Raw genomic sequence first — 25,747 nt, 5'->3', positions numbered from 1 at the left:
CGAGTTTCGCGGGGCTTTTTCGTTTACGTTCAATCGCCAGAACTGCCACCCCGACAACGAATACAGGGATTGGCCAGATACGGAACGACCGTTGACACAATTCGATACACAAAACATGTTGCGGTGCACAATATATCTGGGCATAATGAACTTGTCTCCTCCATCTCCTCCAAGAAATGGATTTAAGCCCGCCCAGCGCGGGCTTCTTTTTTTGTTTGCCTTGAACCGCCCACCGTGTGCAGGCGCAACAAAAATGCGGAGTTTGTTTTACTGCCTAAGCCGGCGATCCTTTCCGCGTTCTGTTGCGGAAGCGAAACCCGTCCAGGCCACGGAAAGGAACCCTGATGCACGCCACAAAAGTTCTCGAACACCTCAAGAAGCATGGCCAGTTGCTCGATTTCGATATTGCCGCAGCGATCAACATGTCACTGGCCGACGTTCGCGCCTCACTGACCGAGCTATCGGCCCGCGGCGACATTTCGCGCTGCAGCGTGACCAGCTACGTCAAAGGCAAGGCGATTGAGGGTTTTCAATGCCGGATTTCAGGGTATATTCCACGCCCAGCGCCAGGCCGGAAACCGGGCGTCAAGTAACGACAGGGGTTTGGCTTTTTCCCGCGCAGGATGAACGGCCAAATCCGCAGCAGATTCGAATGGAGATTCCGATGCCGGACAAAGATCTCGACGAAAAAGTCGAGCGCATGCTCAACGCCGCCCTGGGTGGTCTGACACCGCACGAAGCGCTGGTCAAGGCGTCGCTGGACGAAGCCGCCAATGTGGACGAACGCGCTGCCGCCAAGGAGAAAAACCGGGAACGGGCCTTGCGACTGCTGGCGGAACTCGATAAAGCGCAAGGCAAGTCGGAAAGCTAGTTTTCTGACTGCCAACCGGTCTGCCACGGTCAACCGGAAAAAATCGCAAAAAATGAAATGGGCGTCTGCCGCAAGGCAGGACGCCCATTTTCTTTGGCTCGAACCGCTTACTTGATATCGAGCACGCTATCGTCCCAGGCTGCGTGCTTTTCCAGCCCGAGCAGATTGGCGACGGTGGCGGCGATATTCGACAGGCCGGCCGTTTCGGTCTGTTTCAGGCCCAGTTTGCCGCCGCTCACGTTGTCGTAAAGGATCAGCGGCACCGGATTGAGCGTGTGCGCCGTCTTGGCCTTGAACGAACCATCCTTGTTCAGTGCCGGCTGCTTGGTCTTCTTGTCGAGTTCGAACATTTCGTCGGCGTTGCCGTGGTCGGCCGTGATCAGCGCCACGCCACCCGCCGCATCGACAGCCTGCAACACGCGAGCCAACGACAGATCAACGGCTTCGACGGCCAGCGTTGCGGCGTAGAAATTGCCGGTATGGCCAACCATGTCGCCGTTGGCGAAATTGCAGCGCAGCGTCCGGTACTTGCCTGACTGAATGGCGGCGATCATCGCATCGGCGATTTCGGCCGCCTTCATCCACGGGCGCTGCTCGAAGGGCACGACGTCGCTCGGCACTTCTTGCCAGGTTTCGCCCTCGAACTTGCCGGAACGGTTGCCGTTCCAGAAATAGGTAACGTGGCCGAATTTCTGCGTTTCCGAACAGGCGAACTGGGCGATGCTGGATTTGGCGAACCATTCGCCCGTGGTGTCCTTGATCGCCGGCGGGGCGACGAGGAAGCGGGCCGGCAGTTTGAGGTCGCCATCGTATTGCAGCATGCCGGCGTAGGTCACTTTCGGGGCGCGGACGCGGTCGAACTTGTCGAAAGCCGCTTCCTCAAAGGCGCGGGTGATTTCGATGGCGCGGTCGCCACGGAAGTTGAAGAAGACGACCGAATCGCCGTCTTCGATGGTGCCGATGGCCTTGCCGTTATCGGCGATGACGAACTCCGGCAGATCCTGGTCGATAGTGCCCGGATTCTGCTCGCGCAGGCCGTTGACCGCAGCCGTGGCGTTCGGGAACTGCGTGCCCAGGCCGAGCACGTGCGTCTTCCAGCCCTTCTCGACCATCGCCCAGTTGGCATCGTAGCGGTCCATGGTGATGTACTGGCGGCCGCCGCCCGAGGCGATGCGGGCATCGAAGCCATCGGCGCTGATCTCGGCGAGAAAGCCTTCAAACGGCACGACGTAATCAAGCGCGCTGGTTTCCGGCACGTCACGGCCATCGAGCAGGGCGTGCACCCGCACGGTCTTGATGCCTTCGGCCTTGGCCTGGACGACCATGGCCTTGAGGTGGTCGATGTGGCTGTGCACGTTGCCGTCGGAGAACAGGCCCAGCAAATGCAGCACGCCGCGACCGGCCTTGGCGCCAGCAATGATCTGTTGCCACGCCTCGCCCTGCCAGATGGCGCCGGAAGCAATCGCATTCGACACCAGCGATGCCCCCTGGCTATAGACCTGGCCGGCGCCGATGGCGTTGTGGCCGACTTCGGAATTGCCCATGTCGTCGTCGGACGGCATGCCGACAGCGGTGCCATGGGCGCGCAGGCGTATGTTCGGGTAATGGGCAAAGAGGCGGTCGAGGGTCGGCTTGCGGGCGGCGGCGATGGCGCTGCCGACGTCGGTCTTGGGCAGGCCGTAGCCATCCATGACGATGATGACGACCGGGCCTTGAACACCGGGGAAGGCGGAGAGCTTGTTCAGCATGGGCTGGCTTTCGGCAAAAGTCGTCATTTTACCCGCTTGCTGCGACTCGCCCCAGCGCCATCCGGCCCCTCTTGCAACCGGCGCCGGGCCAGCCGCACCGTTACACAAGTTTCATTTTTCACACTGGTCGGCTATGGGATAATCGCGCCCCTTTCCGCAACGCAGCAGCAGGCATGGCCAAAGACGCACCGATTCAGTTCAAGGGCACTTCGCTCAAGATCATCCAGACGCAACTCCGCACGACCGATCCTGCCACGCTGCACGCCGCGCTGGCCGAACTGACCGGCAACAGCCCGGACTTTTTCGAAAACGAGCTGGTGGTACTCGATTTCAGCCTCGCCGAAAATCTGCCGGACAGCCCCGACTGGGCAGGCATTTGCGAACTCCTGCGCGGTTCTGGCCTGCATGCCGTCGCCACGCGCGGCCTGCCGGAAGACTTGGCCAGCTTGGCGCATGCCGCCGGCCTGCCGGCGGTCAGTGCCGATGCCCTGGGCCGCAGCACAGCCCGTCCAAAGGCGGCGGAAACGCCGGTTGCGCCACCGCCCGCCCCCGCTCCAACAGTTGCACCGGCGCCTGCACCCGAACCCGGCCCGCGCACGATCACGCTCGACAAGCCCTTGCGTTCCGGCCAGCATTTCTACGCCAAGGGCAGCGACCTGATCGTCACGGCGATGATCAGCGCCGGCGCCGAAGTCATCGCCGACGGCAACATCCACATCTACGCCCCGCTGCGCGGCCGAGCCCTGGCCGGCGCCAGTGGCGACAAGACAGCCCGTATCTTCACCACCTGCCTGGAAGCCGAACTGGTTTCCGTGGCCGGCATCTACCGTACTTTCGAGGCCGGCGTTCCCGCCGAACTCGCCCGCGAGCCGGCTACCGTCTGCCTGATCGAGGAAAGTGGCGAAAGCCGCCTGACCGTCGCGGCCCTGGCGCTCCGTTAATCGCGCGTTTCGACGCGACTCCTTTTCATAACTTACCCAGCGAGAACTCACGTGACCAGAATCATCGTCGTAACTTCCGGCAAGGGCGGGGTCGGCAAGACCACCACCAGCGCCAGCTTTGCCACCGGCCTCGCCCAGCGCGGCTTCAAGACGGCCGTTATCGACTTCGACGTCGGCCTGCGCAATCTCGACCTGATCATGGGCTGCGAACGCCGCGTCGTTTATGACCTGATCAACGTAATCAACGGCGAAGCAACGCTGACCCAGGCGCTGATCAAGGACAAGCACGCCGACAATCTCTACGTGCTGCCCGCCTCGCAAACGCGCGACAAGGATGCGCTGACCGAGGAAGGCGTCGAGAAAGTCATCAAGGAACTCGAACACCAGGGCTTCGAGTACATCGTCTGCGACTCGCCGGCCGGTATAGAGTCGGGTGCCATCATGGCCCTGACCTTCGCTGACGAGGCGCTCGTCGTGACCAATCCGGAAGTCTCGTCCGTGCGCGACTCCGACCGCATCCTCGGCATCCTGCAGGCCAAGTCGCGGCGTGCCATCGAAGGCCGCGACCCGATCAAGGAACACCTGCTCATCACGCGCTACAACCCGACCCGCGTCGAGGCCGGCGAAATGCTGTCGTACAAGGACATCCAGGAAATCCTGCGGGTGCCGATCATCGGCGTCATTCCGGAATCCGAAGAAGTCCTGCAAGCCTCCAACCAGGGCTCGCCGGTCATCCACCAGAAGGATACCGACGCGGCCGAGGCCTACAACGACGTGATCACCCGCTTCCTCGGCGAGGATAAGCCGCTGCGTTTCGTCGATTACGTCAAGCCGGGCCTCTTGAAGCGCCTGTTCGGAGGCAAGTGAGATGTCGCTGTTTTCACTCATCTTCGGCAACAAGCCGAAAACCGCTCACCTGGCCAAGGAACGCCTGCAGCTGATCATCGCCCATGAACGCGATGGCGGCGGCAGCAGCGCCAATTTCCTGCCCGACCTGCAACGCGAGCTGATCGCCGTGATCTCCAAGTACGTCAAGGTGAACACCGAGGACATCCGCGTTTCGCTTGAGAAACAGGGCAACTACGAAGTCCTGGAAGTCAATATCGTCCTTCCCGAAAAGGGCTGAGAAGACTAGCATCGGGGCATTCCGCAACGAGGATGCCCCGATGTCCACCCAGCTCAAACCCAGCGAAATCGTCCGCCAGCTTTCAGAACACGTCATCGGTCAGGAAGACGCCAAGCGCACAATGGCCGTCGCCATTTACGCCCACTACCGGCGCATGGCGGCCAATGCCGCAGAGGACAGCATTGAGCTGACCAAAAGCAACATCCTGCTCATCGGCCCGACCGGCACCGGCAAGACTCTTCTTTGCGAAACGCTGGCCCGCATTCTCGATGTGCCGTTCGTCACCGCCGACGCCACTTCGCTGGCCCAGACGCAGTTTGTCGGCGACGAGATCGAAGCCATCCTGCTCCGCCTGATCGACCGGGCGAATGGCGACATCGAACGCGCCCAGCGCGGCATCGTTTTCGTCGATGAGGTCGACAAGCTCAAGGCGATCGGCGGCCAGGCCCGCGCCACCTCGGGCGAAAGCGTCCAGCACGCCCTGCTCAAGATCATGGAAGGCGCGCCGGTGCGGCTCAAGGACGGGCGCCACATTGACACGACCAACGTGCTGTTCATCTGCGGCGGCGCCTTCGTCGGGCTCGACCACATCCTGACCCGGACGCACACCTTCGGCTTCATTTCGACGACCGAGGGCGACGACCAGAAAATCCTCGAACGCCTCAACGCCCGCGTCAAGCCGACCGACCTGCTCGAGTTCGGGCTGATCCCCGAATTCGCCGGTCGCCTGCCCATCGTCACCCGCCTGCATGATCTTTCCCAGGACATGCTGGTGCGCATCCTGACCGAGCCGAAGAACGCCATCTACCGCCAGTTCCGCGCCATGCTGGCGGCCGACGGCGTGGACCTCCAGGTTGCCCCCGACGTCTTCCGCCAGATGGCCGAACTGGCCATCGAGTACAAGGCCGGAGCGCGCAGCCTGCGTGGCATTTTCGAGGAAATGATGACCGACGTGATGTACGCCGTACCGGACAATCCCGGCATCCGCCGCGTCGTCATCCGCTCGCTGTTCGAGCGCGCCGAAATTTCCACGGTCAACCCGGAAAAAGGCTGAAAAATGAACGGCATCAGCTGATCAGCCAATGCCGTTCATATTAGAAAACAACACATCAATTCGTCGTTCCCGCGAAAGCGGGAACCCACCAGATGCCAGATTTCTGGATTCCCGTTTTCGCCGGAATGACGTCCAGTTGAACGGGTTTGCCGGCTGATCAGCCGGACTTTTCCAGCCACTTGAGCAGGGTCGTGAATAGCACATCCGGGTCAACCGGCTTGGCGATGAAGTCGCTCATGCCAGCGGCCATGCAGCGCTGGCGGTCATCGACGAAGGCATTGGCGGTCATCGCGATGATCGGCGTCTGGCCGTAGCCGGCCAGCTGGCGGACTCTCTGCGTCGCTTCCAGGCCGTCCATCTGCGGCATCTGCATGTCCATGAGAAGCAGATCGTAGGGCTGTGCAGCAGCGGCAGCGACGGCCTCCAGACCGTCATTGGCGACATCGACGACGAGGCTGACGTCCTCCAGCAACATCCGGGCAATTTCCTGATTGATCGGCTCGTCTTCAACGAGCAGAACGCGGCGGCCCGTAAAATTGCGTCGCAGTGTTGCTTCGGTCGCCCCCGGCGCGGCATTTTCCGCGGGCAGCGCGGCCGCCCCCGACAGTTTGAGCCGAGCCGTGAACCAGAACGTGCTGCCCTGCCCGGGAACGCTCTCGGCACCGGCATCACCCTGCATCAACTGAGCGAATTTTTTGGTGATGGCCAGACCCAGGCCGGTTCCGCCGTACTTGCGCGTCGTCGAGTTGTCCGCCTGCTCAAAGGCGGAAAACAACCTGGGCAAAGCTTCGACTGGAATACCGATGCCACTGTCCCTGACTTCGAAACGGACCAGCACGTCATTCGTCGTCGATTCGACGATCCGGCAGCCGAGCTCGATCTTGCCGGCATCGGTAAATTTCACGGCATTGGAAAGGTAGTTCAGGACAGCTTGTTGCAGCCGCGTCCGGTCTCCCCTCAGCGGCAGATTCGGGGCATGGTGAACGATCAATGCGACATTCTTGGCCCGGGCCTTGTCGTGAACCATGACCGCGGCATTGTCGAGAATGGCATTGATGTCGATGGCGCTGTCTTCCAGTTCAAGCTTGTCGGCATCAATTTTCGAGAGATCGAGCACGGCATTGATGATCTCCAGCAGGTGTTGTCCGGCCGTATCGATTTTTTCCAGGCGTCCGTCCTGCTCCGCCGTGACGCCGGAACGGCGCAACAGGTGGACCATGCCGCTGATGGCGTTGAGCGGCGTACGAATTTCGTGCGACATGTTGGCGATGAACGAACTTTTGGCCTTGTTGGCCGCTTCCGCCTTTTCCCGCTGGGCCCTGGTGCGCAGAGCAGCGATGCCAAAACTCAGGTTGGACGCCAGCTCCTCCAGCAAGCTCACCTCGTCGGGGCCGAAGGCATGGGCTTCGGCGGCATAGACGCACAGGCCTCCGAGAACGCCTTCACCCTGCCTGAGCGGCAGCGCGATGGCGGCCTGATAGCCTTGCCGGATGGCGGCCTTGCGCCAGGGCTCGAGTTGATTGCTGGCCTGCAGATCCTGGCTGATCTGCGTCTTGCCCGAATGGATCGCCTGGGCAGTCGGCCCCTCGGAATATTGGCTGATGCCATCCCAGGAAATGATCGCTTTCTCCAGATAGCCATCCTCGCAGCCTGACTGAGCCACCGGACGAACGGTTTTTCCCGCATCGTGTTCGGCATAGCCGACCCAGGCGCTCATGTAGCCGCCGGTGTCCACGATCAAACCACAGACGTCGTTCAAAAGCTGCGCTTCGCTGTCGTTTCGGACGAGCGCCAGATTGCACTCACTGAGCAGGCGCAAGGCCCGATTGAGCCGGTTTTGCTCGTGCAGGGATTTCTTGCGTTCGGAGATGTCTGTATGAATTCCGATCATGCGAACCGGCCGATTCTCGCCATCCCGCTCCACAACCTCGCCGACCGACTGCATCCAGATCCAGTTGCCCGCTCTGGTCCGACGACGGTACTCCATGGTCTGCGCCCCCGGGTACTTGAGGCAGCGGTCGAATTGCTGCTTGAGCATCGCAATGTCGTCGGGATGAATGTGATCGAGCCAGTTGGCAAGGCTCGATTTGAACTTGCCCGCTTCCTCGCCAAGCATTCGTGCGTAGTTCGGGCTGACGACGACCGCCCCCGTACTGATGTCGAGGTCAAACCATGCCTGATTTGCCGCGAGCAAGGCCAGGCGGAGCCGCTCTTCGCTTTCCCTGAGGGCATCGACACCGGATTTGCGCTCGGTGATGTCGTCATAGATGCCGAGGACGCCGATGATCTCGTTGTTGCTGCCCTTCAGGGGTACTTTCGACGAGCGTAACCAGATGGCTTTGCCGTCCGGGGTTGTCTGCGGCTCCTCGTAGTTCAGCTTGGGGATGCCGGATTCGATGACCTTGCGATCATCGGCGCGATACAGATCGGCTTCGGGCGCCCAGCCCATCTCGTAGTCGCTCCGACCAATCAACTCCTGCGGTAAAACCTTGCCTGCATCCCTGGCAAAAGCCGGGTTGCAGCCCAGGTAGTCGAGGGCACAATTTTTCCAGAAAATGCGCACCGGCACATTTTCCACGACCGCCTCCAGCAGGTGCTTCGACTCCTCCAGTGCTGCCTTGGCCTCGTTCAGTGAAGTCTCCGCCAGCCGGTGTTCGGCCAGTTCGCGCATCAATCGCAAGGTGTTGTTGGACAAGGTGCCGTAGATAGCCAGGATGATGTCGATCAGCGTTCGCGTCGTCCCGCCCATCTGCTCCTTGGCCCGCACTTTGGCGGCATCGACGGATAATCCATCCTGGATGGCCTGAACGGTATAGGCCATGTAGCGGTCAGTCTCCAGAATGTGCGAGGCCAGCCAGCGGGCGAGAAAGCCAAGCGTCTCTTCGGCCACGTCCATCATGGGCCGCGAGGCCAATCCCTCGCGCATGCGCACGACTTCCTCGACAAACGAGGCATGCGTCTTGCGGTGCGCTATTTCGCCAGGGTCATCGACCAGATAGGTGCGCCAGATCGACTCTTCCGACTCGAAATGGTAGACCGCGTACGCCGCCAACTCGTCGAACAGGTGATCGAGGACCAGATCATCGGATTTGAATGCGACATGGCCGGCAAGCGCGTTGAGCAACTGGACCAGCTTGCGATGCTGCTCATCGACGGTGGACAGCCCCGTATTGAAGTTGTCATCCCAAGGGAAAATATCAATTGAATTCATCTGCGATGACACCGACGGAGTGAAAGGCAAAGCAGTCACTGAATTACGGGGGAGGCCGAATGATGATTCTAATGCTTCGTTCCGCCTTGGGGGCGATCCTTCCGGCACATCACTGTTTCCACGGTCAACCCGAAAAAAGGGCAAAAAATCAAATCTCCAGGCCGATCAACCACCCTTCTCCAGCCACTTGAGCAGGGTCAGGAAGAGCACATCCGGATCGACCGGCTTGCCGATATGGTCGTTCATGCCGGCCTGCAGGCACTCGTGACGATCCTCCTCGAAGGCATTGGCCGTCATCGCCAGAATCGGCATCGCCGCCTTGCCGGGCATGGCGCGAATCGCGCGCGTCGCCTCGAGGCCGCCCATCACCGGCATCTGCATGTCCATCAGGACCACGGCGTAATCGCTGGCCTGAACGCAGGCCAGCGCCTGCTCACCATTTTCGGCGACATCAACGCTCAGGTCGGCGATCGACAGCAACTCGAGCGCCACTTCACGACAGATCAGGTCGTCTTCGACCAGCAATATCCGGGCGCCGGCAAAGCGTTGGGCGATGAGCGCCTCGGGCATGGCCGGTGCCGGCTCGGCCGGCGCCGAGGCGGCCGGCTGGCTGGCCACCCTGGGCAAACGCGCCGTCATCCAGAAAGTGCTGCCGACGCCCGGTTCGCTGTCGACGCCAACGTCACCACCCATCATGTGGGCCAATTGACGGCTGATGGCGAGGCCCAGGCCGGTGCCGCCAAAGCGACGCGTCATGGTATCGTCGGCCTGGGTGAAGGGGCTGAACAGGGTGGCACATTGCTCGGCTGAAATCCCGACGCCCTGATCGGAAACCTCCAGACGCAGCAGCACCGAGTCGCCGGTGTCTTCAGTGACCGTAGCACGGACGGAAATCGTTCCCGATTCGGAAAATTTGATGGCGTTGCCCAGGTAATTGAGCAGACATTGCTCAAGGCGCAGGGCATCGCCGAACAACATCGGCGGCACCGCCGGATGGACCGAGTTGACCAGTTGCAGACCCTTGGCAGCGGCCCGCTCGGCGAGCATGCTCAGGCTGTATTCAACGACCTGGGCCGGCGAAAAATCACCAACGCTGAGGGCAAATTTGCCGGCCTCGATTTTCGAAAAATCGAGAATGTTGTTGATGATGCCGAGCAGATGCCGGGCCGATTCGGTCAGTTTGGCGAGCTGATCGATTGCCTTCGGCGCGCTGGCATCCTTGCGCAGCAGATGCGCCAGGCCGAGGATGGCATTCATCGGCGTCCGGATCTCGTGGCTCATGTTGGCCAGGAAGGTGCTCTTCGCCCGACTCGCCGCCTCGGCAGCATCCTTGGCCTCGGCCAGCTCCGCCGTGCGCGAAGCAACCAGGGCTTCGAGGTGGTGGCGATACTGTTCCAGCTCGGCTTCGCTCTGCTTGCGGGCGGTAATGTCGGTCGAAATGCCGCACAGGGCATAGATTCTGCCCTCGGCATCGCGCAGCGGCAGCTTGACCGAGGCGTAGGCGCTGGTCAGCGTGCCATCGCGGCTGGTATTGATCTCTTCGTCAGCTACCCGCTCACCTTGCTCGAGCACGCGGCGGTCATTGGACCGGAGGTTGTCGGCGGTTTTGGCATCGAAGAAAGCAGAATCCGCGTGCCCGACAATGTCCGCCATCGGCTTGCCGAACAAATCACGAACCGGACGATTGGCGTAGAGATAGCGATAATCGACGTCCTTGATGTAAATATAGGCCTCGACGCTGTCGAGAATGGTCGCCAGTTTCTGCTCGCTGGCCTGCAGCGCATTCTGCTGGGCAAGATTCTGCTGATGGTAGTCGGCAAAGAGACGCTTCGACCAGCGGGAGAAGAACAGCGAACCTGCTAGCGCAATGCCCAGCGCACCGAGCACGACGAGCAGCAACTTCAGTGAGCGTTGGTCTGACCCGGCTTCGTAAACATCCCTTTCGGCATCTAGAGCACTCTGGAATTCATCGTTGAACACGGTGGCGACGACCACCCAGCCCCAGGGCTCGACACGGTTCACCAGCGCCGTTTTGGTCGCCGCTTTGCCGGTTTGCGGGTGCGGCCATTCGTAATTGACAAAACCGCCGCCGGCAATCGCCTTGTCGATCAGGACATCGCGCGCCACCCGCTCTATCGCCGGCAGGGATTCGGGCGGCAGGCCTTCCTGAATCTTTTTCGACGGTGAGATGAGCGGACGACCATCGCGGCCGATCACGGCGATGTAGCCCGTCGCCCCGAAACGCACCGAGCGCAGCCGCTCAATCGCCTCCTGTTGCTGCAACTGGTCCCATTTGTAGGTGTAGTCACCGGTACCGATCAGCCAGTCATACGGCGCAAAGCGGCGAACATAGGCGAGCTTGTCCGACATTTTTTTCGGGTCGTCCGGCGTGTACCAGCGGTAGCGCGAGAAACCTTGGCCATCCGGCTTGCCGGCGGCTTCGATCAGGCCACGCATGATGAAATGCCCGGTGTCGTCCTGGTTGTCGAGGATGGTCTTGCCTTCAAGCTGCGGCGCGGTGGGCAGCAAGATGAACTGGCCGTCCATATCGTCGATGAAGTAGTAGCCACGCCCTTCGTAGAAGCGCACGGGGCGCAGTGCTTCGATGATCAGGCGCTTCACTTCCGCGGCAGGGCGCCGCGGTGATTCGCGGTCGTAGATGGCCTGGGCGATCTGGAGGGCGGTATCGACTTGCTGGGCGAGGCTCTGGCGCAATACCGTTTCGCTGCGGGCACGGGCGAATTCGATGTATTCGAGCGAGCGCTCCATTTCCGTCGTGACGCGTGCCTTCAGTTGAGCGGTGACGCCCTGCTCGATGCGGGCAAACGAATCACGGCGTTCGGAGAGGTTTTGCCAGGTGAAGAAAGCCGCCAGCGCCACGGTCAAGAACAGGACCATGGCGATACTGCCGATCAGGTGAATCCTCGGCACCGACTTTTCGTTGGCAATGAACGGCATCTTCTCCTCACGCCCCTCAAACGGAGACTTGCTTTTCATTGTAGCGCTGCCAAAAGTAATAGACCTCGCAAAAATTGAAAAACGCCACGGCCAACCGGAAAAAATGCTCAATTTTGAAGTCAAAAAAAGGGGCCCGAAGGCCCCTGAAAAATGAGACAACTGCCGCTAGAAACAGAAGCCTCACACGCAAGACGACGTTCAGTATCCGTTTAGCCCGATGCAGGCCAGCGCCCTAACGGCAAAGGCGCCGTCGCCGGCCGCCAACCGATCTTGCACGGCGAGCGCAGAACGCCCCATCAACCAGCCGTTGCTGACGATAACCGCCAGACCGAGATTGGGCACGGCAGCGGCCAGGACGCCTTCGGGATGGTTTTTGACGGCGGGCAGGAGGCGATTGCTCACCTCGCGCCATCTCGCAAACCCCTCCTGCAGACTCAGGCCGACTACCTTCATCGACATATCGACATGACCGAGCAGCTTTGCCACCGTTGTTTCAATACCGGCAAACAGTCTCTGCGCCGTGGCACCCGGTCACGCAGCAATTCGCGGAAAATCAGATCATTCGCCTGGATTCCGGTTGTTCCTTCGTAGATCGTAGTGATTCGCGCATCGCGCCAGAACTGGGCGGCACCGGTTTCTTCGATGAAGCCCATGCCGCCGCCTTACAGCCGCTCGAAGATGCCGGCGGCACCCATGCCGGTGCCGATGCACATGCTGACCATGCCAAACTTGCCGCCGGTGCGCTGCAGGCCATGCACCAGCGTGGCGGTGCGGATGGCACCGGTTGCCCCGAGCGGGTGGCCGAGCGCGATAGCGCCGCCGAGCGGGTTAATCTTGGTCGGGTCGAGCGGCACATCCTTCAACACGGCCAGCGCCTGTGCGGCAAAGGCCTCGTTGAGTTCGATCCAGTCCAGCTGATGTTCGGCGATGCCGGCCAGCTTGAGCGCCTTGGGAATCGCCGCGACCGGGCCGATCCCCATGATTTCCGGCGGCACGCCAGCCACGGCAAAGCTGCAGAAGCGGGCCAAGGGCACCAGATTGAACTGCTTGAGGATTTTCTCCGAAACCAGCAACACCGCCGCCGCACCATCCGACATCTGCGAGGCGTTGCCGGGCGTCACCGAGCCCTTGGCGTGGAAGACTGGCTTCAGCTTGGCCAGACTCTGCTGCGTCACATCGGCGCGCGCACCTTCATCGTTCTCGGCCAGATGCTGGCGATGCTTGACCTCTCCGGTTTTCAGATCGGGCAGATACTCGTTGATCAAATACGGCGTGATCTCGGCCTGGAAATGCCCGGCCACGATCGCCGCGCAAGCCTTCTGGTGCGAGGCGTAGGCGAAGGCATCCTGTTCTTCGCGGCTGATATGCCACTGCTGCGCCACCTTCTCAGCGGTCAGGCCCATACCGAAGGCGATGGCACGCTGCTCGTCGTTGGCGAACACAGCGGGATTGACCACCACCTTGTTGCCCATCATGTTGGTCATCACCGTCATCGACTCGGTGCCGGCCGCGATCATCACGTCGGCCTGGCCGAGGCGGATCTGGTTGGCCGCATCGGCCACCGCCTGCGAACCGGATGAGCAGAAGCGGTTGATGGTGATGCCCGGCACGTTGTTCGGCAGTCCGGCCAGCAAGACGCCGATGCGGGCGACGTTCATGCCTTGCTCGGCTTCCGGCATGGCGCAACCGACGATCACGTCGCCGATCAGCGCCGGGTCGAGCCCCGGTGCCTGTGCCATGACGCTCTTGAGGACGTGGGCGAGCAGGTCGTCCGGCCGCACGTTGCGATACATGCCCTTGCGCTTGGCGACCGGGGTGCGGGTCACGGCGACGATATAGGCGTCCTGAATCTGTTTGTTCATTTTCTGTCTCCGCCGTCTCAGTTACGCAGGGGTTTGCCGGTGTCCAGCATGTGCTTGATGCGTGCCTGGGTTTCCGGGGTTTTGAGGAGTTCGAGGAATTGCCGGCGTTCGACGGCCAGCAGCCAGGCTTCGTCAACCAGGCTGCCGTATTCGACTTCGCCGCCGCACAGGGCAACGGCCACGGCACGGGAGACGCGGTAGTCGTGGGCCGAAATCATGCCGCCTTCGCGCATGTTGATCAGCGTCATCTCCATGCTGGCGATGCCGGCCCGACCGGCCACCGGTACGCCGCGCGCCGGGACCGGCGGGGCATAACCGGCATCGGCCAGTAGGCGGGCTTCCTTGAGGGCGACGAACAAGAGTTCGCGGGCATTAAACAGGATCGTGTCGCTCGGCTTGCCGAAACCGAGATCGATTGCTTCATGGGCGCTCTTGCTGGTCTTGCCCATGGCCACGGTCATGAAGGTTGGCGACAGGTTGCCGAGTACTTCGCCCGAAGTGCCGGACTGTGCCGCCCAACGGGCCGCGCGCAGCGCCAGTTCCTTGCAGCCGCCGCCGGCCGGGATCAGCCCGACGCCGACTTCGACCAGACCGAGATAGCTTTCCAGCGCCAGCACACGCTTGGCGGCGTGCATGGCGAACTCGCAACCACCACCGAGCGCCATGCCTTGCACGGCAGCCACCACCGGCAGTTGCCCATACTTGATTGCCATCGTCGCCTGCTGGAACTTGGCGACCGTCTGTTCAAGACGATCGAAATCACCGGCCACGCAGGCATCGTTGATCTGCTTGAGATTGGCGCCGACGGCAAACGGCGCGTCGTGCCAGATGACCAGGCCATCGAGACTGCCGGCTGCCTGCTTGAGTGCAGCCAGTACGCCGTCGAGGACTTCGTCGCCGATGGCGTGCATCTTCGACTTGAAGGAAATGATGCCAATGCCGGCGTCGACCGTCGGCAGCGTCCACAAACGGACACCGTCGTTCTCGAACAGGGTTTGGCCGCTGCTCTCCGGCTGGGCCAGGGTTTCACCCAGCAACAATTCCGGGAAGAGCTGACGGCCATAGACCGGCAGGGTCGAGCGCGGCACATTGTCCTGGCGGCTGGCGGACCACGATCCGGCCGGGCCGTGCACACCTGTGCGCTCCTTGGCCATCACCCAGGCCGGCAGCGGCACGCTGCTCATGGCCTTGCCGGCGGCGATGTCGGCGGCAATCGCCTGTGCCGTTTCGGCCCAGCCGGCGGCCTGCCACAGTTCGAACGGCCCCTGCGCCCAACCGAAGCCCCAGCGCAGTGCGAAATCGACATCGCGCGCATTGTCGGCAACATTTTCGAGTTGCACGGCGCAATAGTGGAACAGGTCGCGGAAGATGGACCACAGGAATTGGGCCTGCGGATGGTGTGAGGTGCGCAAGGCGCTCAGGCGGGCCGCCGGGTCGCTCATCTTGAGCATGGCGTCGACTTCCGGCGCCAGGCTGTCGTCGCTGTCGCGGTAATCGCCGCTGGCCGGATCGAACACCTGAATGGTCTTGCCCAGCTTGCGGAAGATGCCGCCCTTGGTTTTCTGGCCGAGCACCCCCTTGGCGATCAAGTCATCAAGCCAGGCCGGGACATTGAAGTGGCCATGCCAGGGATCGCCCGGCAGGGTGTCGCGCATGGTCTTGACGACATGGGCCAGGGTGTCGAGACCGACGACATCGCCGGTCCGGAAGGTGGCGCTCTTCGGACGCCCGATCTTCGGACCGGTCAGGCCGTCGACGGTATCCAGGCCGAGGCCGAAGGCAGCCGTGTGATGCATGACCGCGAGAATCGAGAAGACGCCGATGCGATTGGCGACGAAGTTCGGCGTATCGAGGGCACGGACAACGCCCTTGCCGAGGCGCGAGGTCAGCCAGGTTTCGAGATTGTCGAGGGCGGCCGGATCGGTGCTGCGGGTGGCGATGATTTCGACCAGCGGCATGTAGCGCGGCGGGTTGAAGAAGTGGATGCCGCAGAAGTTCGGACGCAGCGCCTCCGGCAGGCCTTCGGCCAGCGCGTTGATCGACAGGCCGGAGGTGTTGGAGGCGATGATGGCGGTCGACGGCAAAAACGGGGCAATTTTGGAATAAAGATCGTTCTTCCAGTCCATCCGCTCGGCGATGGCTTCGATGACCAGATCGCAGCCGGAGAGCAGTTCCAGATGTTCCTCGTAATTGGCGGCGTCAATGTACTGCAGCTTGTCGCGCGTCACCAGTGGCGACGGTTGCAGACGCTTCAGGCCATCGAGCGCCTTCTTGACGATGCCGTTCTTGTCACCTTCCTTGGCCGGGAGGTCGAACAGCACCACCGGCACGTTGGCGTTGGCGAGGTGGGCGGCAATCTGCGCTCCCATGACGCCAGCACCGAGAACGGCCGCTCTATTGACGACTAGTTTCATTGCTGATTCTCCTGAATCACGTTATCAGGCCAGTTGCTCACGCATGGCCTTCTTGTTGAGCTTGCCGACGCTGGTCCGGCTCAGGCTGTCGACAAAACGAACCTGCTCGGGCACGGCAAATTTGGAAATATGGCCTTCCTCGGCAAAGCGCAGGACATGCTGCTTGATGTCGTCGACCGTCGCCGTGTGTTCGGCGCGCAGGACGATCATGGCCAGCGGCCGCTCGCCCCACTTGTCGTCCTTGATGCCGATGACGGCGACTTCATTGACCGCCGGATGCTGCGAAATGACGCTCTCCAGTTCGAGCGAGGACACCCATTCGCCCCCGGTCTTGATGACGTCCTTCAGGCGGTCGGTGACGGTCAGCATGCCGCGCGGATCGAGGGTGCCGATGTCGCCGGTGTGCAGGTAGCTGCCGGCCCACAGGTCTTCCGAGGCGTCCGGGTTGTGCAGGTAGCCCTGGGTCAGCCACGGGGCGCGCACGACGATCTCGCCGGTCGCCTTGCCGTCGCGCTCGACATCGAGCATTTCGGCATCGACCGTATGCAGATCGACGAGCGGAATGGTGTAGCCGGTCTTGATGCGTTCGGTCGCCTCGGCCTCGGCATCCGGCAGCTCCTCGCGGACATGCGCGATGGTCAGTATCGGGCAGGTTTCCGACATGCCGTAGCCGGTGAAGACGTCCATTCCGCGGGCCAGCGCGGCCGCAGCCAGGCCCTTGGGGAAGGCGGCGCCACCGATGATCATCTTGCAGCGCGACAGGTCGATGTTCTCGCCGGCCTTGTTGCTCAACAGCATGTGCAGGATCGTCGGGACGCAATGCGAGAAGGTCACGCTTTCCTTGGCTATCAGCTGCAACAGCATGTCCGGCGTGTAGCGGCCGGGATAGACCTGCTTCAGCCCGAGCATGGTGGCGACGTACGGTATGCCCCAGGCGTGCACGTGGAACATCGGCGTGATCGGCATATAGACGTCGTCGCGATGCAGTCGCCCCTGGCCGGCAGCCGTGCCGAGGGCTGTCGCGACGCCGAGCGTGTGCAGCACGAGTTGCCGATGGCTGAAATAGACGCCCTTCGGCAGACCAGTGGTGCCGGTGGTGTAGAAGGTCGTGGCGCGGGTGTTTTCGTCGAAATCAGCGAAGTCGTAGCTGCTCGGCGCCGCCGCCAGCAGGGCTTCGTACTCGCCGGCGTAGGGCACCTTGAAGCTGCTCATCGTCGCGCCATCGTCGGTGATCAGGATGAACTTCTTCACCGTCTCGAGCTGATCCTTGATGATCGCCAGAATCGGGATGAATTCGACGTTGACCGCAACAATGTCAGCCTTGGCGTGATTCAGCGTGTACAAGATCTGCTCCGGCGACAGGCGCACATTCACCGTTTGCAGCACCGCACCCATCATCGGCACGCCAAAGAAGGCTTCCAGATAGCGATGGCTGTCCCAGTCCATGACCGCCACCGTGCTGCCCGGACCGACGCCGAGCCCGGACAGCGCATTGGCCAGGCGGGAAATACGCTCGAAGAACTGGCGATAGCTGTAGCGGGACTGGTCGCGATAGACGATTTCCTGCTCGCCCGCCGTGGCGCGGGCCGAATGCAGCAGTTGCTTGATCAGCAGCGGATAGGCGTAGGCCGACGGGGTCGTGACGATAGGCTCGAACGGCATTCTTTTGTCTCCTTGTTGTTGGCTTAGAACAAGGAGCGTAGGCCGCCTGGCGGTCAATTCCTGCCGGATATTTCCATCTTCGCTGTCAGAAAATTCTGATATTGCAGTCGGGCGGGCTATTCATTCATTCGCTGATGCCATGTTCGAGGCAATAGCGCACCAAATCGGCATTGCTGTGCAAGCCGAGCTTTTCCAGCACACGCCCGCGATAGGTACTGACGGTCTTGACGCTCAGGCACAATTCTTCGCCGATGTCGGTCAGCGAAACACCTTTGACGATCAGACGCAGGATATGCCACTCCCTTTCGGTGAGGCGCTTCCAGGCAGGCGGCGCGTCGGCGGTGGAACCACGCAGCAGGTTTCCCGGTGCCATGCCCGGTGGCAGGTAGTAGCCACCACCGGCGGCGATGCGGATGACGGCAACCAGTTCGGCAGCGTCACGATCCTTTGAAAGATACCCGTGCGCGCCCGCCTGCAGGGCAATCGGGGCGTACTGCGCTTCCGGGTACATCGAGAGCAGAATGACCGGCTGGGCGGGCCATTCAGCATGGATGCGGCGCAGGGTATCAAGGCCGCTGCGGCCGCCCATATTGACGTCGAGCAGGACCAGTCCGAATGTTCGCTGGCGCAGGCACTCCAGTGCTTCCTGCCCGTTCGCGGCCTCGGCGACGATGCGCATGTCCGGCTCGTCCGACAACAGGCGACGAACGCCACTGCGAAAAATCGCATGGTCATCGGCCATCAGGATTTCGATCATGCTGCATCCTCCAGCGGAATCACGACCTGCAGGCATGTGCCTCCTGCGGCATTCGGCAGTAGCGACAGTTGCCCGCCAAACTCCCTTGCCCTTTCGGCCATGCTGACCAGGCCAATGCTCTTGCCAGTCGGCGTCGGGCTTGGCATGCCGCGACCGTTGTCTTCGATTTCCATATGCAGGCAAGCATCGGCCACTCTGACGCGAACGACCACCCGTGTGGCCTGGGCGTGACGAGCGATATTGGTCAGCGCTTCCTGGCAAATCCGATAGGCGGCCGTTTCGCGAGGCTGCGACAGGCACACGGCGAACTTGTCGGCATCGAGTTCACACGCTATCTCGGTCCGTTCGGCAAACTCGCGCAGGGCGCTTTGCAAGGCGGCCAGCAGGTCGAGATGATCCAGCACGCCCGGGCGCAGGTCTTCCGAAATGGTGCGCACGGTATCGATGCTCTCCTGAACCAATTGCGAGAGATCGGCGGTGATTTCCAGGAGCTCAGGATCATCGATACGCCGATTGATCCGGTGAATATCGAGCTTCATTGAAGTCAGCATGCCCCCCACCACATCGTGCAGTTCGCGGGCGATGCGTGCCCGTTGTTCCTCGCGTGCCGTGTTGATGTACGCCGCCAGTTCCCGCAGGCGCTCGCGCGACAGGCGCAGCGCTTCCTGTTGCTGCAACTGGTCGGTGATGTTGATGCCGACGCCAACCACCGCCGGTCGTCCGCGAAACAACACGCTCGAACCATGCACCTCAAGGTGCACCGACTCGCCAGTCCGGTGCCGACCGATGGTTGTGTAACGGATGCTGGGCTCTTCGCCACTGATCCGGCGATGGAAATTGGCGATGGTCGCTTCCTGCATTTCCAGAACGACCGCCTGGCGAAGATGCATGCCGGTCATTTCTTCCGGCGTATAGCCCAGCATGCCGGCAAAGGTCGCGTTCACATACTGGAAGACTTCATCCTGAATGACATACATGCCGGCCAGGGATTGCTCTACGATGCCGCGAAAGGGAATATCGATATCCGGATTCATGCCAACTCCAAAAAAAAGGGGCCCGAAGGCCCCTGTAAAGAATGAGACGGCGGGCACTGTTCTCCCGTATCTCACCCGCAGAGTGACTTAGTGCGCGTGCGCACCCGAAGCACCGAGCCCTGTCTGGGCACGGATGTACTGCTCTTCGTAGGCTTCCTTTTCCTTGGCCGCGCGGGCGCTCTTGTCGGTCACCGAAAGCAGCCAGGTGACGAAGAAGGCGAGCGTCATCGAAACGATGGCCGGGTGGTCGTACGGGAAGATGGCGGCCTTGTTGCCGAGGATCTTGACCCACACGGTCGGCGACAGGACAACCAGGCCGACCGAGGAAACCAGACCGGCAATGCCGCCCCACAGCGCGCCACGCGTCGTCAGGCCCTTCCAGTACATGGACAGGATGAGGATCGGGAAATTGACCGACGATGCGACACCGAAAGCCAGCGCGACGAGGAACAGCACGTTCTGATCCTTGAAAGCGATGCCGAGCAGGATGGCGGTGATGCCGAGGCCAACGGAAGCGAAGCGGGTAACCTTCATTTCCTGCGCACTGGTTGCCGTGCCTTTCTTGATGACGCGGGCGTACAGATCATGCGAGATGGCGGAAGCGCCAGCCAGAGCCAGACCGGAAACGACGGCCAGGATGGTGGCGAAGGCGACGGCCGACAGGAAGCCGAGGAAAACGTCACCGCCAACAGCCTTGGCCAGATGCATGACCGGCATGTTGCCGCCACCGATCAGCTTGCCGCCGACGATGCCACCTTCGAAGTAGGCCGGGTTGGTGCCGACGATGGTGATCGCAGCGGCGCCGAGGATCATCGTGACGAGGAAGAACAGACCGATGAAGCCGGTGGCGTAGAAGACCGACTTGCGGGCTTCCTTGGCGTTCGGCACGGTGAAGAAACGCATCATGATGTGCGGCAGGCCGGCAGTACCGAAGAGCAGACCGAGCGACAGTGACAGAGCCGAGATCGGGTCAGCCATCAACGAGCCCGGAACCATGAGCTTTTCGCCCATCTTGTGCGATTCGATAGCCTTGGTGAACAGGTTCTCGAAGGACCAGCCGAATTGCGCCAGGGTCAGCAGCATGAGCGTGATGCCGCCACCGAGCAACAGGCAGGCCTTGATGATCTGCACCCAGGTCGTTGCCGTCATGCCGCCGAAGGTGACATAGACCATCATGAGCAGGCCGACGACCACCACGGCATAGTTGTATTCCAGGCCGAAGAGCAACTGGATCAACTGGCCGGCACCAACCATCTGGACGATCAGGTAGAAGCAGACGACAGTCAGCGAACCGATCGCCGCAAAGGTACGGATGCGGTTCTGGTCGAGACGGTAGGAGGCGATGTCGGCAAAGGTGAATTTACCGAGATTGCGCAGGCGTTCAGCCATCAGGAAGAGGATGATCGGCCAGCCGATGAAGAAGCAGACGGCGTAGATGAAACCGTCGTAGCCCTTGAAATAGACCATCGAGGTCAGACCGAGCAGGGTCGCCGCCGACATGTAGTCACCGGCGATGGCCAGGCCGTTCTGGAAGCCGGTGATGCCGCCACCAGCCGTGTAGAAGTCAGCCGTCGACTTCGTCTTGCCGGCCGCCCACTTGGTGATGCCGAGCGTTGCCAGCACGAAGACCATGAACATGGCGATGGCGCTGACGTTGATCGGTTGCTTCTCGACGCCTTCGATGGCGCCCGGGCCGGCAAAGACGGCGAAGGAAACGGCGAGCAGGCTGCCGGCGAACAATGCGGTGAGGGAACGTTTCATTTGCTGGCCTCCTTGAGCACTTCAGCAGTGATTTCGTCGAACTCGCCATTGGCGCGGTTGACGTAAACACCAGTCAGCAGCCAGCCGCCGAGCACGATCAGGGCGGCGATGGGCCAGCCGATGGTGATGACGCTGCCTTCGCCGATCTTGGCCGCGAAGAGTTGCGGCTGCAGCGAAACCAGCAGCATGAACGTGTAGTAAGGCACGAGCACGACGAGCGACAGAATGATGGCGAAGCGCGTGCGCTTGCCGACCAGTTCGGCGAATCGCGGATTGCTCCGAATCTTCGCCTGGATATTGGGTTGTGACATAAGACCTCCTGGAAACTCCGATAAATTTGTGTTGCTGCGCTGTTCTCGGGTTTTCATGTTTTTCCGGTCGACCGTGGAATTTTCCCGGTCGGCTCAATTTGAACTACATGTTTGGATAGTTCGGCCCACCGCCACCTTCCGGCACCGTCCAGTTGATGTTCTGGGTCGGGTCCTTGATATCGCAGGTCTTGCAATGCAGGCAGTTCTGCCCGTTGATCTGCAGGCGCGGCTTGCCTTCATCCTCGCCGAGGATTTCGTATACGCCGGCCGGGCAATAACGCGTTTCCGGCGAGCCGTACTTGGCGTAATTGACGCTGATGGCGACGCTTTCATCCTTGAGGCGCAGGTGCGTCTGCTGGTTTTCCTCGTGGTTGGTGGCCGAGAGGAAGACTGAGGACAGGCGATCAAAGGTCAGCTGCCCATCCGGCTTCGGATAGGCAATCTTCGGATGGCTGTTTTTGTCGCCAAGCTGGGTGTGGTCGTCGTGGTGATGCAGGGTCCACGGCGCCTTGCCCTTGAAGACATAGGTGTCGATGGCGCCGTAAGCCAGCGCGCCCCATAGGCCCCACTTGAAGGCAGGACGGATGTTGCGGACCTGATAGAGCTCGTCCCACAACCACGATTTCTTGATCTGCTCGGCGTACTCGGTGGCTTCCGTCCCAGCGTTGTCCTTGGCGAGATGCTCGAAGACGGCTTCGGCGGCGACCATGCCCGATTTCATCGCCATGTGCGTGCCCTTGATCTTGGGCACGTTGAGGAAGCCGGCCGTGTCGCCGATCAACAGGCCGCCCGGGAAGGTCAGCTTGGGAACCGACTGGTAGCCGCCTTCCGACAGCGCGCGGGCGCCGTAGGAAATGCGCCGACCACCTTCGAAGAAACCACGAATGGCCGGGTGCGTCTTGTAACGCTGGAATTCCTCGTAGGGCGACAGCCACGGATTCTTGTAATCGAGACCGACAACCATGCCGATGGCGACGAGGTTGTTTTCCAGGTGATAGAGGAAGGAACCGCCATAGGTATCCGAGGCCAAGGGCCAGCCAACGGTATGCACGATCAGCCCCGGCTGGTGTTTGGCCGGATCGATTTCCCAAAGCTCCTTGATACCGATGCCGTAGGTTTGCGGATCGACGCCATCGCGCAGGTTGAACTTGGCGAACAGTTCCTTGGTCAGCGAACCACGACAGCCTTCAGCGAAGATGGTCTGTTTGGCGTGCAACTCCATGCCGGGCTGGAAGTTATGGCCGGGCTGGCCATCCTTGCCGATGCCGAGGTCGCCGGTGGCGACGCCCTTGACCGAACCATCCTCGTGATAGAGCACTTCGGCGGCGGCAAAGCCTGGGTAAATTTCAACGCCCAGCGCCTCGGCCTGCTCACCGAGCCAGCGGGCCAGATTGCCCAGACTGATGATGTAGTTGCCGTGGTTGCCCATCTGCGGCGGCGTTGGCAGTTTGTAAGTGCCCGCTTCCGTCAGGAACAACAGCCTGTCTTCACCGGCCGGCGTGTTGAGCGGCGCGCCGCGTTCCTGCCAGTCGGGGAAAAGTTCGGCCAGAGCATGCGGCTCAAGGACAGCGCCGGACAGGATGTGGGCGCCGATTTCGGAGCCCTTTTCCAACAGGCAGACGGAAACTTCCTTGCCGGCCTGCTCGGCCAGTTGCTTGATGCGGATCGCCGACGACAGCCCCGAAGGGCCGCCGCCGATGATCACGACATCGTATTCCATCGCATCGCGATCGGTACGCGTGGTCATGATCAGAACAGGTTTTCAGGCAAGGCGAACACCGACTCTGCGCCGCCGGTCATTTCGGCGGAGTAGGCAGCGGCGAACGGCAGCTGGTGCGCGGCAAAATAGTTCGCCGTGGCCAGCTTGGCCTGATAGAAGTCGTCCGTCGTGCCGGCCGCGATGTGCTTGACGGCAATCGCTGCCGACTTGGCCATGAGCCAGCCGCCGACCACGATGCCGGTCAGCTTGAGGAAAGGTACGGAACCCGCATGGACGGCCTGCGGATTGCTCTCGTAGTTGGCAACGATCCAGTCTGCTGCGGTCGACAGGGCTTTGATGCCATTTTTCAAATGGGCAGCGATGCCGGCCAGTTGGGCGTTGGCCGCGAAGACGTCGGCATCGGCCGACATTTCGGCGATCAGCGCCTGCATGGCAGCGCCAGGAGTCTTTTCGCGGGCCAGCTTGCGGCCGACCAGGTCGTTGGCCTGAATCGCCGTCGTGCCTTCGTAGATGGTCGTGATGCGCGAATCGCGGTAGTACTGCGCCGCACCGGTTTCCTCGACGAAGCCGACACCACCGAAGACCTGCAGCGCGGTCGAGGTCAGCTCGACGCCCTGCTCGGTACTCCAGCCCTTGACCACCGGGGTCAGCAGATCGACGCGGGACTGTGCTGCCGCATTGCCGGCATGGGCGCGGTCAATGTTGGCGGCCGTGTAGTAGGCCAGCGTGCGCATGGCTTCTGTACGCGACTTGACGTCCATGAGCATGCGGCGGACATCCGGGTGATGCAGGATTGTTTTCTTGACGCCGGACTTGTCGCCAACCGGTGCGCCTTGAACACGTTCGCGGGCGTACCACAGCGCGTGCTGGTAGGCGCGCTCGGCGATGCCGACGCCTTCCAGGCCGACGTTGACGCGGGCGTGGTTCATCATCGTGAACATGTAGCCGATGCCCTTGTTCTCGTCGCCGATCAGGTAGCCGACTGCCCCTTCGTTCTCGCCGTAGGACATGACAGCGGTCGGGCTGCCGTGGATGCCGAGCTTGTGTTCGATCGAAGCGCAGATCAGGTCGTTGCGCTTGCCGAGCGAACCGTCGTCATTGACCAGGAACTTCGGCACGAGGAACAGCGAAATGCCTTTCAGTCCCGGCGGTGCATCCGGCAGACGGGCCAGCACGAGGTGAACGATGTTCTCGGCGACGTCATGCTCGCCCCAGGTGATGAATATCTTGGTGCCGCTGACCAGATAGGTGCCGTCGCCGACGGCCTTGGCCTTGGACGAAATGGCGGCGAGATCGGAACCGGCGTTCGGCTCGGTCAGGTTCATCGTGCCGGTCCACGTACCTTCGACCATCTTCGGCAGGTACTTTTGCTTGAGTTCGTCGGACGCGTGGTGGGCGATGGCTTCGATGGCACCGCCGGTCAGCATCGGGCACAGGCCGAAAGCCATGTTGGCGCCCTTCCACATTTCGTTTACAGCCATCGAAACGACAGCTGGCAGGCCCTGGCCGCCGAATTCCGGCGAGAAGGGCATGGAGTTCCAGCCGGTTTCGGCGAACAACTTGTAGGCTTCCTTGAAGCCCGGCGCCGTCTTGACGACGCCGTCCTTGCAGACGTGGCCGGTGCGGTCGCCGACGCTGTTGATCGGGTCGAGAACGCCGGTGGCGAACTTGGAGGCTTCGTCGAGGATGGACTCGACGAGATCGACAGTGCATTCCTCGTTACCGGGCAGGGCGCAGATTTCTTCGAGGCCGGCCACTTCGTTGAGGACGAACTGCATGTCGCGAATCGGGGCGATATAGGTGCTCATGGGGATTCCTTTTGATTTACTGCGCCCGCCTGAACGGGCGAAATGGACGGTTTATCAGATGGCAGCGACCAGCGTCGGTACGCTCTCGAACAGATCCGCGACGAGGCCGTAATCCGCCACCTGAAAGATCGGTGCATCGGGATCCTTGTTGATGGCGACGATGACTTTCGACTCCTTCATGCCGGCCAGGTGCTGGATGGCACCGGAGATGCCGACCGCGATGTAAAGCTGCGGCGCAACGATCTTGCCGGTCTGACCCACCTGGTAGTCGTTTGGGACGAAGCCGGCATCGACGGCGGCGCGGGATGCACCGAGCGCCGCACCGAGCTTGTCGGCAAGCGGCTCAAGGAGCTTGTGGTAGTTCTCGCCACTGCCCAGACCACGACCACCGGAAACGATGATCTTGGCGGCACCAAGTTCGGGACGTTCGGACTTGGTCAGTTCGCGGTTGGTGAGCGTGCTTTGGGCGGTGTCGGCAGCGGCAGTGATGCTTTCGATTTTTGCCGCAT

21 protein-coding genes are annotated in these 25,747 nt (G+C 61.6%); 6 read left to right on the top strand and 15 right to left on the bottom strand.

Features of this window, described 5'->3' with window-relative positions; all coding sequences use genetic code 11:
* Nucleotides 1-344: 344 nt before the first annotated feature.
* Both WBK19_RS07475 and WBK19_RS07470 read left to right on the top strand, forming a co-directional pair.
* Nucleotides 345-593 carry a transcriptional regulator gene (locus tag WBK19_RS07475; protein ID WP_511288399.1) on the top strand — a complete coding sequence of 83 codons (249 nt, stop codon included), beginning with the start codon at nucleotides 345-347 and terminating at the stop codon, nucleotides 591-593.
* A 71-nt stretch (nucleotides 594-664) separates the two neighbouring features.
* Nucleotides 665-871 (top strand): hypothetical protein, encoded by a 207-nt coding sequence (locus WBK19_RS07470; protein ID WP_511288397.1) that lies wholly within the window; start codon nucleotides 665-667, stop codon nucleotides 869-871.
* 107 nt (nucleotides 872-978) lie between these two features.
* Here the strand turns inward: WBK19_RS07470 and gpmI are convergent, their stop codons facing one another.
* Nucleotides 979-2,619, bottom strand: coding sequence for a 2,3-bisphosphoglycerate-independent phosphoglycerate mutase (gene gpmI / locus WBK19_RS07465; RefSeq protein WP_511288535.1), 1,641 nt, complete (start codon nucleotides 2,617-2,619; stop codon nucleotides 979-981).
* A 173-nt stretch (nucleotides 2,620-2,792) separates the two neighbouring features.
* Between gpmI and minC the strand changes: the two genes are divergently transcribed.
* The 4 genes from minC to clpX are packed head-to-tail and all read left to right on the top strand — an operon-like array spanning nucleotide 2,793 to nucleotide 5,740.
* Nucleotides 2,793-3,560 carry a septum site-determining protein MinC gene (minC, locus tag WBK19_RS07460; RefSeq protein WP_511288395.1) on the top strand — a complete coding sequence of 256 codons (768 nt, stop codon included), beginning with the start codon at nucleotides 2,793-2,795 and terminating at the stop codon, nucleotides 3,558-3,560.
* 51 nt (nucleotides 3,561-3,611) lie between these two features.
* The gene (gene minD / locus WBK19_RS07455) at nucleotides 3,612-4,427 is read left to right on the top strand and encodes a septum site-determining protein MinD (protein ID WP_511288393.1); all 816 of its coding nucleotides are present in this window, start codon (nucleotides 3,612-3,614) and stop codon (nucleotides 4,425-4,427) included.
* A gap of 1 nt (nucleotide 4,428) precedes the next feature.
* On the top strand, nucleotides 4,429-4,686 hold the full coding sequence (gene minE, locus WBK19_RS07450) for a cell division topological specificity factor MinE (RefSeq protein WP_511288391.1): 258 nt from the start codon (nucleotides 4,429-4,431) through the stop codon (nucleotides 4,684-4,686).
* Nucleotides 4,687-4,726: 40 nt separating this feature from the next.
* Nucleotides 4,727-5,740 (top strand): ATP-dependent Clp protease ATP-binding subunit ClpX, encoded by a 1,014-nt coding sequence (clpX, locus tag WBK19_RS07445; RefSeq protein WP_511288389.1) that lies wholly within the window; start codon nucleotides 4,727-4,729, stop codon nucleotides 5,738-5,740.
* 157 nt (nucleotides 5,741-5,897) lie between these two features.
* On the opposite strand, the gene WBK19_RS07440 is transcribed toward clpX, so the two are convergent.
* The 14 genes from WBK19_RS07440 to WBK19_RS07375 form a co-directional block, all read right to left on the bottom strand.
* Nucleotides 5,898-8,951: a bacteriohemerythrin gene (locus tag WBK19_RS07440; RefSeq protein ID WP_511288387.1), complete on the bottom strand. Its 3,054-nt coding sequence runs from the start codon at nucleotides 8,949-8,951 to the stop codon at nucleotides 5,898-5,900.
* A gap of 165 nt (nucleotides 8,952-9,116) precedes the next feature.
* Nucleotides 9,117-11,948 (bottom strand): cache domain-containing protein, encoded by a 2,832-nt coding sequence (locus WBK19_RS07435; RefSeq protein WP_511288385.1) that lies wholly within the window; start codon nucleotides 11,946-11,948, stop codon nucleotides 9,117-9,119.
* Nucleotides 11,949-12,107: 159 nt separating this feature from the next.
* On the bottom strand, nucleotides 12,108-12,362 hold the full coding sequence (locus WBK19_RS07430) for an acyl-CoA dehydrogenase C-terminal domain-containing protein (RefSeq protein ID WP_511288533.1): 255 nt from the start codon (nucleotides 12,360-12,362) through the stop codon (nucleotides 12,108-12,110).
* Nucleotides 12,359-12,562, bottom strand: a complete 204-nt coding sequence (locus WBK19_RS07425) for an acyl-CoA dehydrogenase family protein (RefSeq protein WP_511288383.1) — start codon at nucleotides 12,560-12,562, stop codon at nucleotides 12,359-12,361. The genes WBK19_RS07430 and WBK19_RS07425 overlap by 4 nt, the downstream gene beginning before the upstream one ends.
* Nucleotides 12,563-12,571: 9 nt before the next feature.
* Complete coding sequence (locus WBK19_RS07420; RefSeq protein ID WP_511288381.1) at nucleotides 12,572-13,771, bottom strand: acetyl-CoA C-acyltransferase; 1,200 nt, start codon at nucleotides 13,769-13,771, stop codon at nucleotides 12,572-12,574.
* Between the two features lie 17 nt (nucleotides 13,772-13,788).
* Nucleotides 13,789-16,185 (bottom strand): 3-hydroxyacyl-CoA dehydrogenase/enoyl-CoA hydratase family protein, encoded by a 2,397-nt coding sequence (locus WBK19_RS07415; RefSeq protein ID WP_511288379.1) that lies wholly within the window; start codon nucleotides 16,183-16,185, stop codon nucleotides 13,789-13,791.
* 24 nt (nucleotides 16,186-16,209) lie between these two features.
* The gene (locus tag WBK19_RS07410; protein WP_511288377.1) at nucleotides 16,210-17,847 is read right to left on the bottom strand and encodes a fatty acid--CoA ligase; all 1,638 of its coding nucleotides are present in this window, start codon (nucleotides 17,845-17,847) and stop codon (nucleotides 16,210-16,212) included.
* 124 nt (nucleotides 17,848-17,971) lie between these two features.
* Complete coding sequence (locus WBK19_RS07405) at nucleotides 17,972-18,604, bottom strand: response regulator (RefSeq protein WP_511288375.1); 633 nt, start codon at nucleotides 18,602-18,604, stop codon at nucleotides 17,972-17,974.
* Nucleotides 18,601-19,638 carry a PAS domain-containing sensor histidine kinase gene (locus tag WBK19_RS07400; protein ID WP_511288373.1) on the bottom strand — a complete coding sequence of 346 codons (1,038 nt, stop codon included), beginning with the start codon at nucleotides 19,636-19,638 and terminating at the stop codon, nucleotides 18,601-18,603. The genes WBK19_RS07405 and WBK19_RS07400 overlap by 4 nt, the downstream gene beginning before the upstream one ends.
* An 87-nt stretch (nucleotides 19,639-19,725) precedes the next feature.
* Nucleotides 19,726-21,399 carry a cation acetate symporter gene (locus tag WBK19_RS07395; RefSeq protein ID WP_511288371.1) on the bottom strand — a complete coding sequence of 558 codons (1,674 nt, stop codon included), beginning with the start codon at nucleotides 21,397-21,399 and terminating at the stop codon, nucleotides 19,726-19,728.
* On the bottom strand, nucleotides 21,396-21,710 hold the full coding sequence (locus tag WBK19_RS07390; protein WP_511288369.1) for a DUF485 domain-containing protein: 315 nt from the start codon (nucleotides 21,708-21,710) through the stop codon (nucleotides 21,396-21,398). The genes WBK19_RS07395 and WBK19_RS07390 overlap by 4 nt, the downstream gene beginning before the upstream one ends.
* A gap of 103 nt (nucleotides 21,711-21,813) precedes the next feature.
* Nucleotides 21,814-23,457, bottom strand: coding sequence for an electron transfer flavoprotein-ubiquinone oxidoreductase (locus WBK19_RS07385; protein WP_511288367.1), 1,644 nt, complete (start codon nucleotides 23,455-23,457; stop codon nucleotides 21,814-21,816).
* Nucleotides 23,458-23,459: 2 nt separating this feature from the next.
* The gene (locus WBK19_RS07380) at nucleotides 23,460-25,238 is read right to left on the bottom strand and encodes an acyl-CoA dehydrogenase C-terminal domain-containing protein (protein WP_511288365.1); all 1,779 of its coding nucleotides are present in this window, start codon (nucleotides 25,236-25,238) and stop codon (nucleotides 23,460-23,462) included.
* A gap of 54 nt (nucleotides 25,239-25,292) precedes the next feature.
* Nucleotides 25,293-25,747: electron transfer flavoprotein subunit alpha/FixB family protein (locus WBK19_RS07375; RefSeq protein ID WP_511288363.1), on the bottom strand; the 455-nt coding region annotated here is incomplete at its 5' end.

Source organism: Azonexus sp. (assembly GCF_049652925.1).
Lineage (GTDB): Bacteria > Pseudomonadota > Gammaproteobacteria > Burkholderiales > Rhodocyclaceae > Azonexus.
The sequence above is the reverse complement of the archived record's forward strand: the minus strand, read 5'-3'. Positions and strand labels throughout refer to the sequence as shown.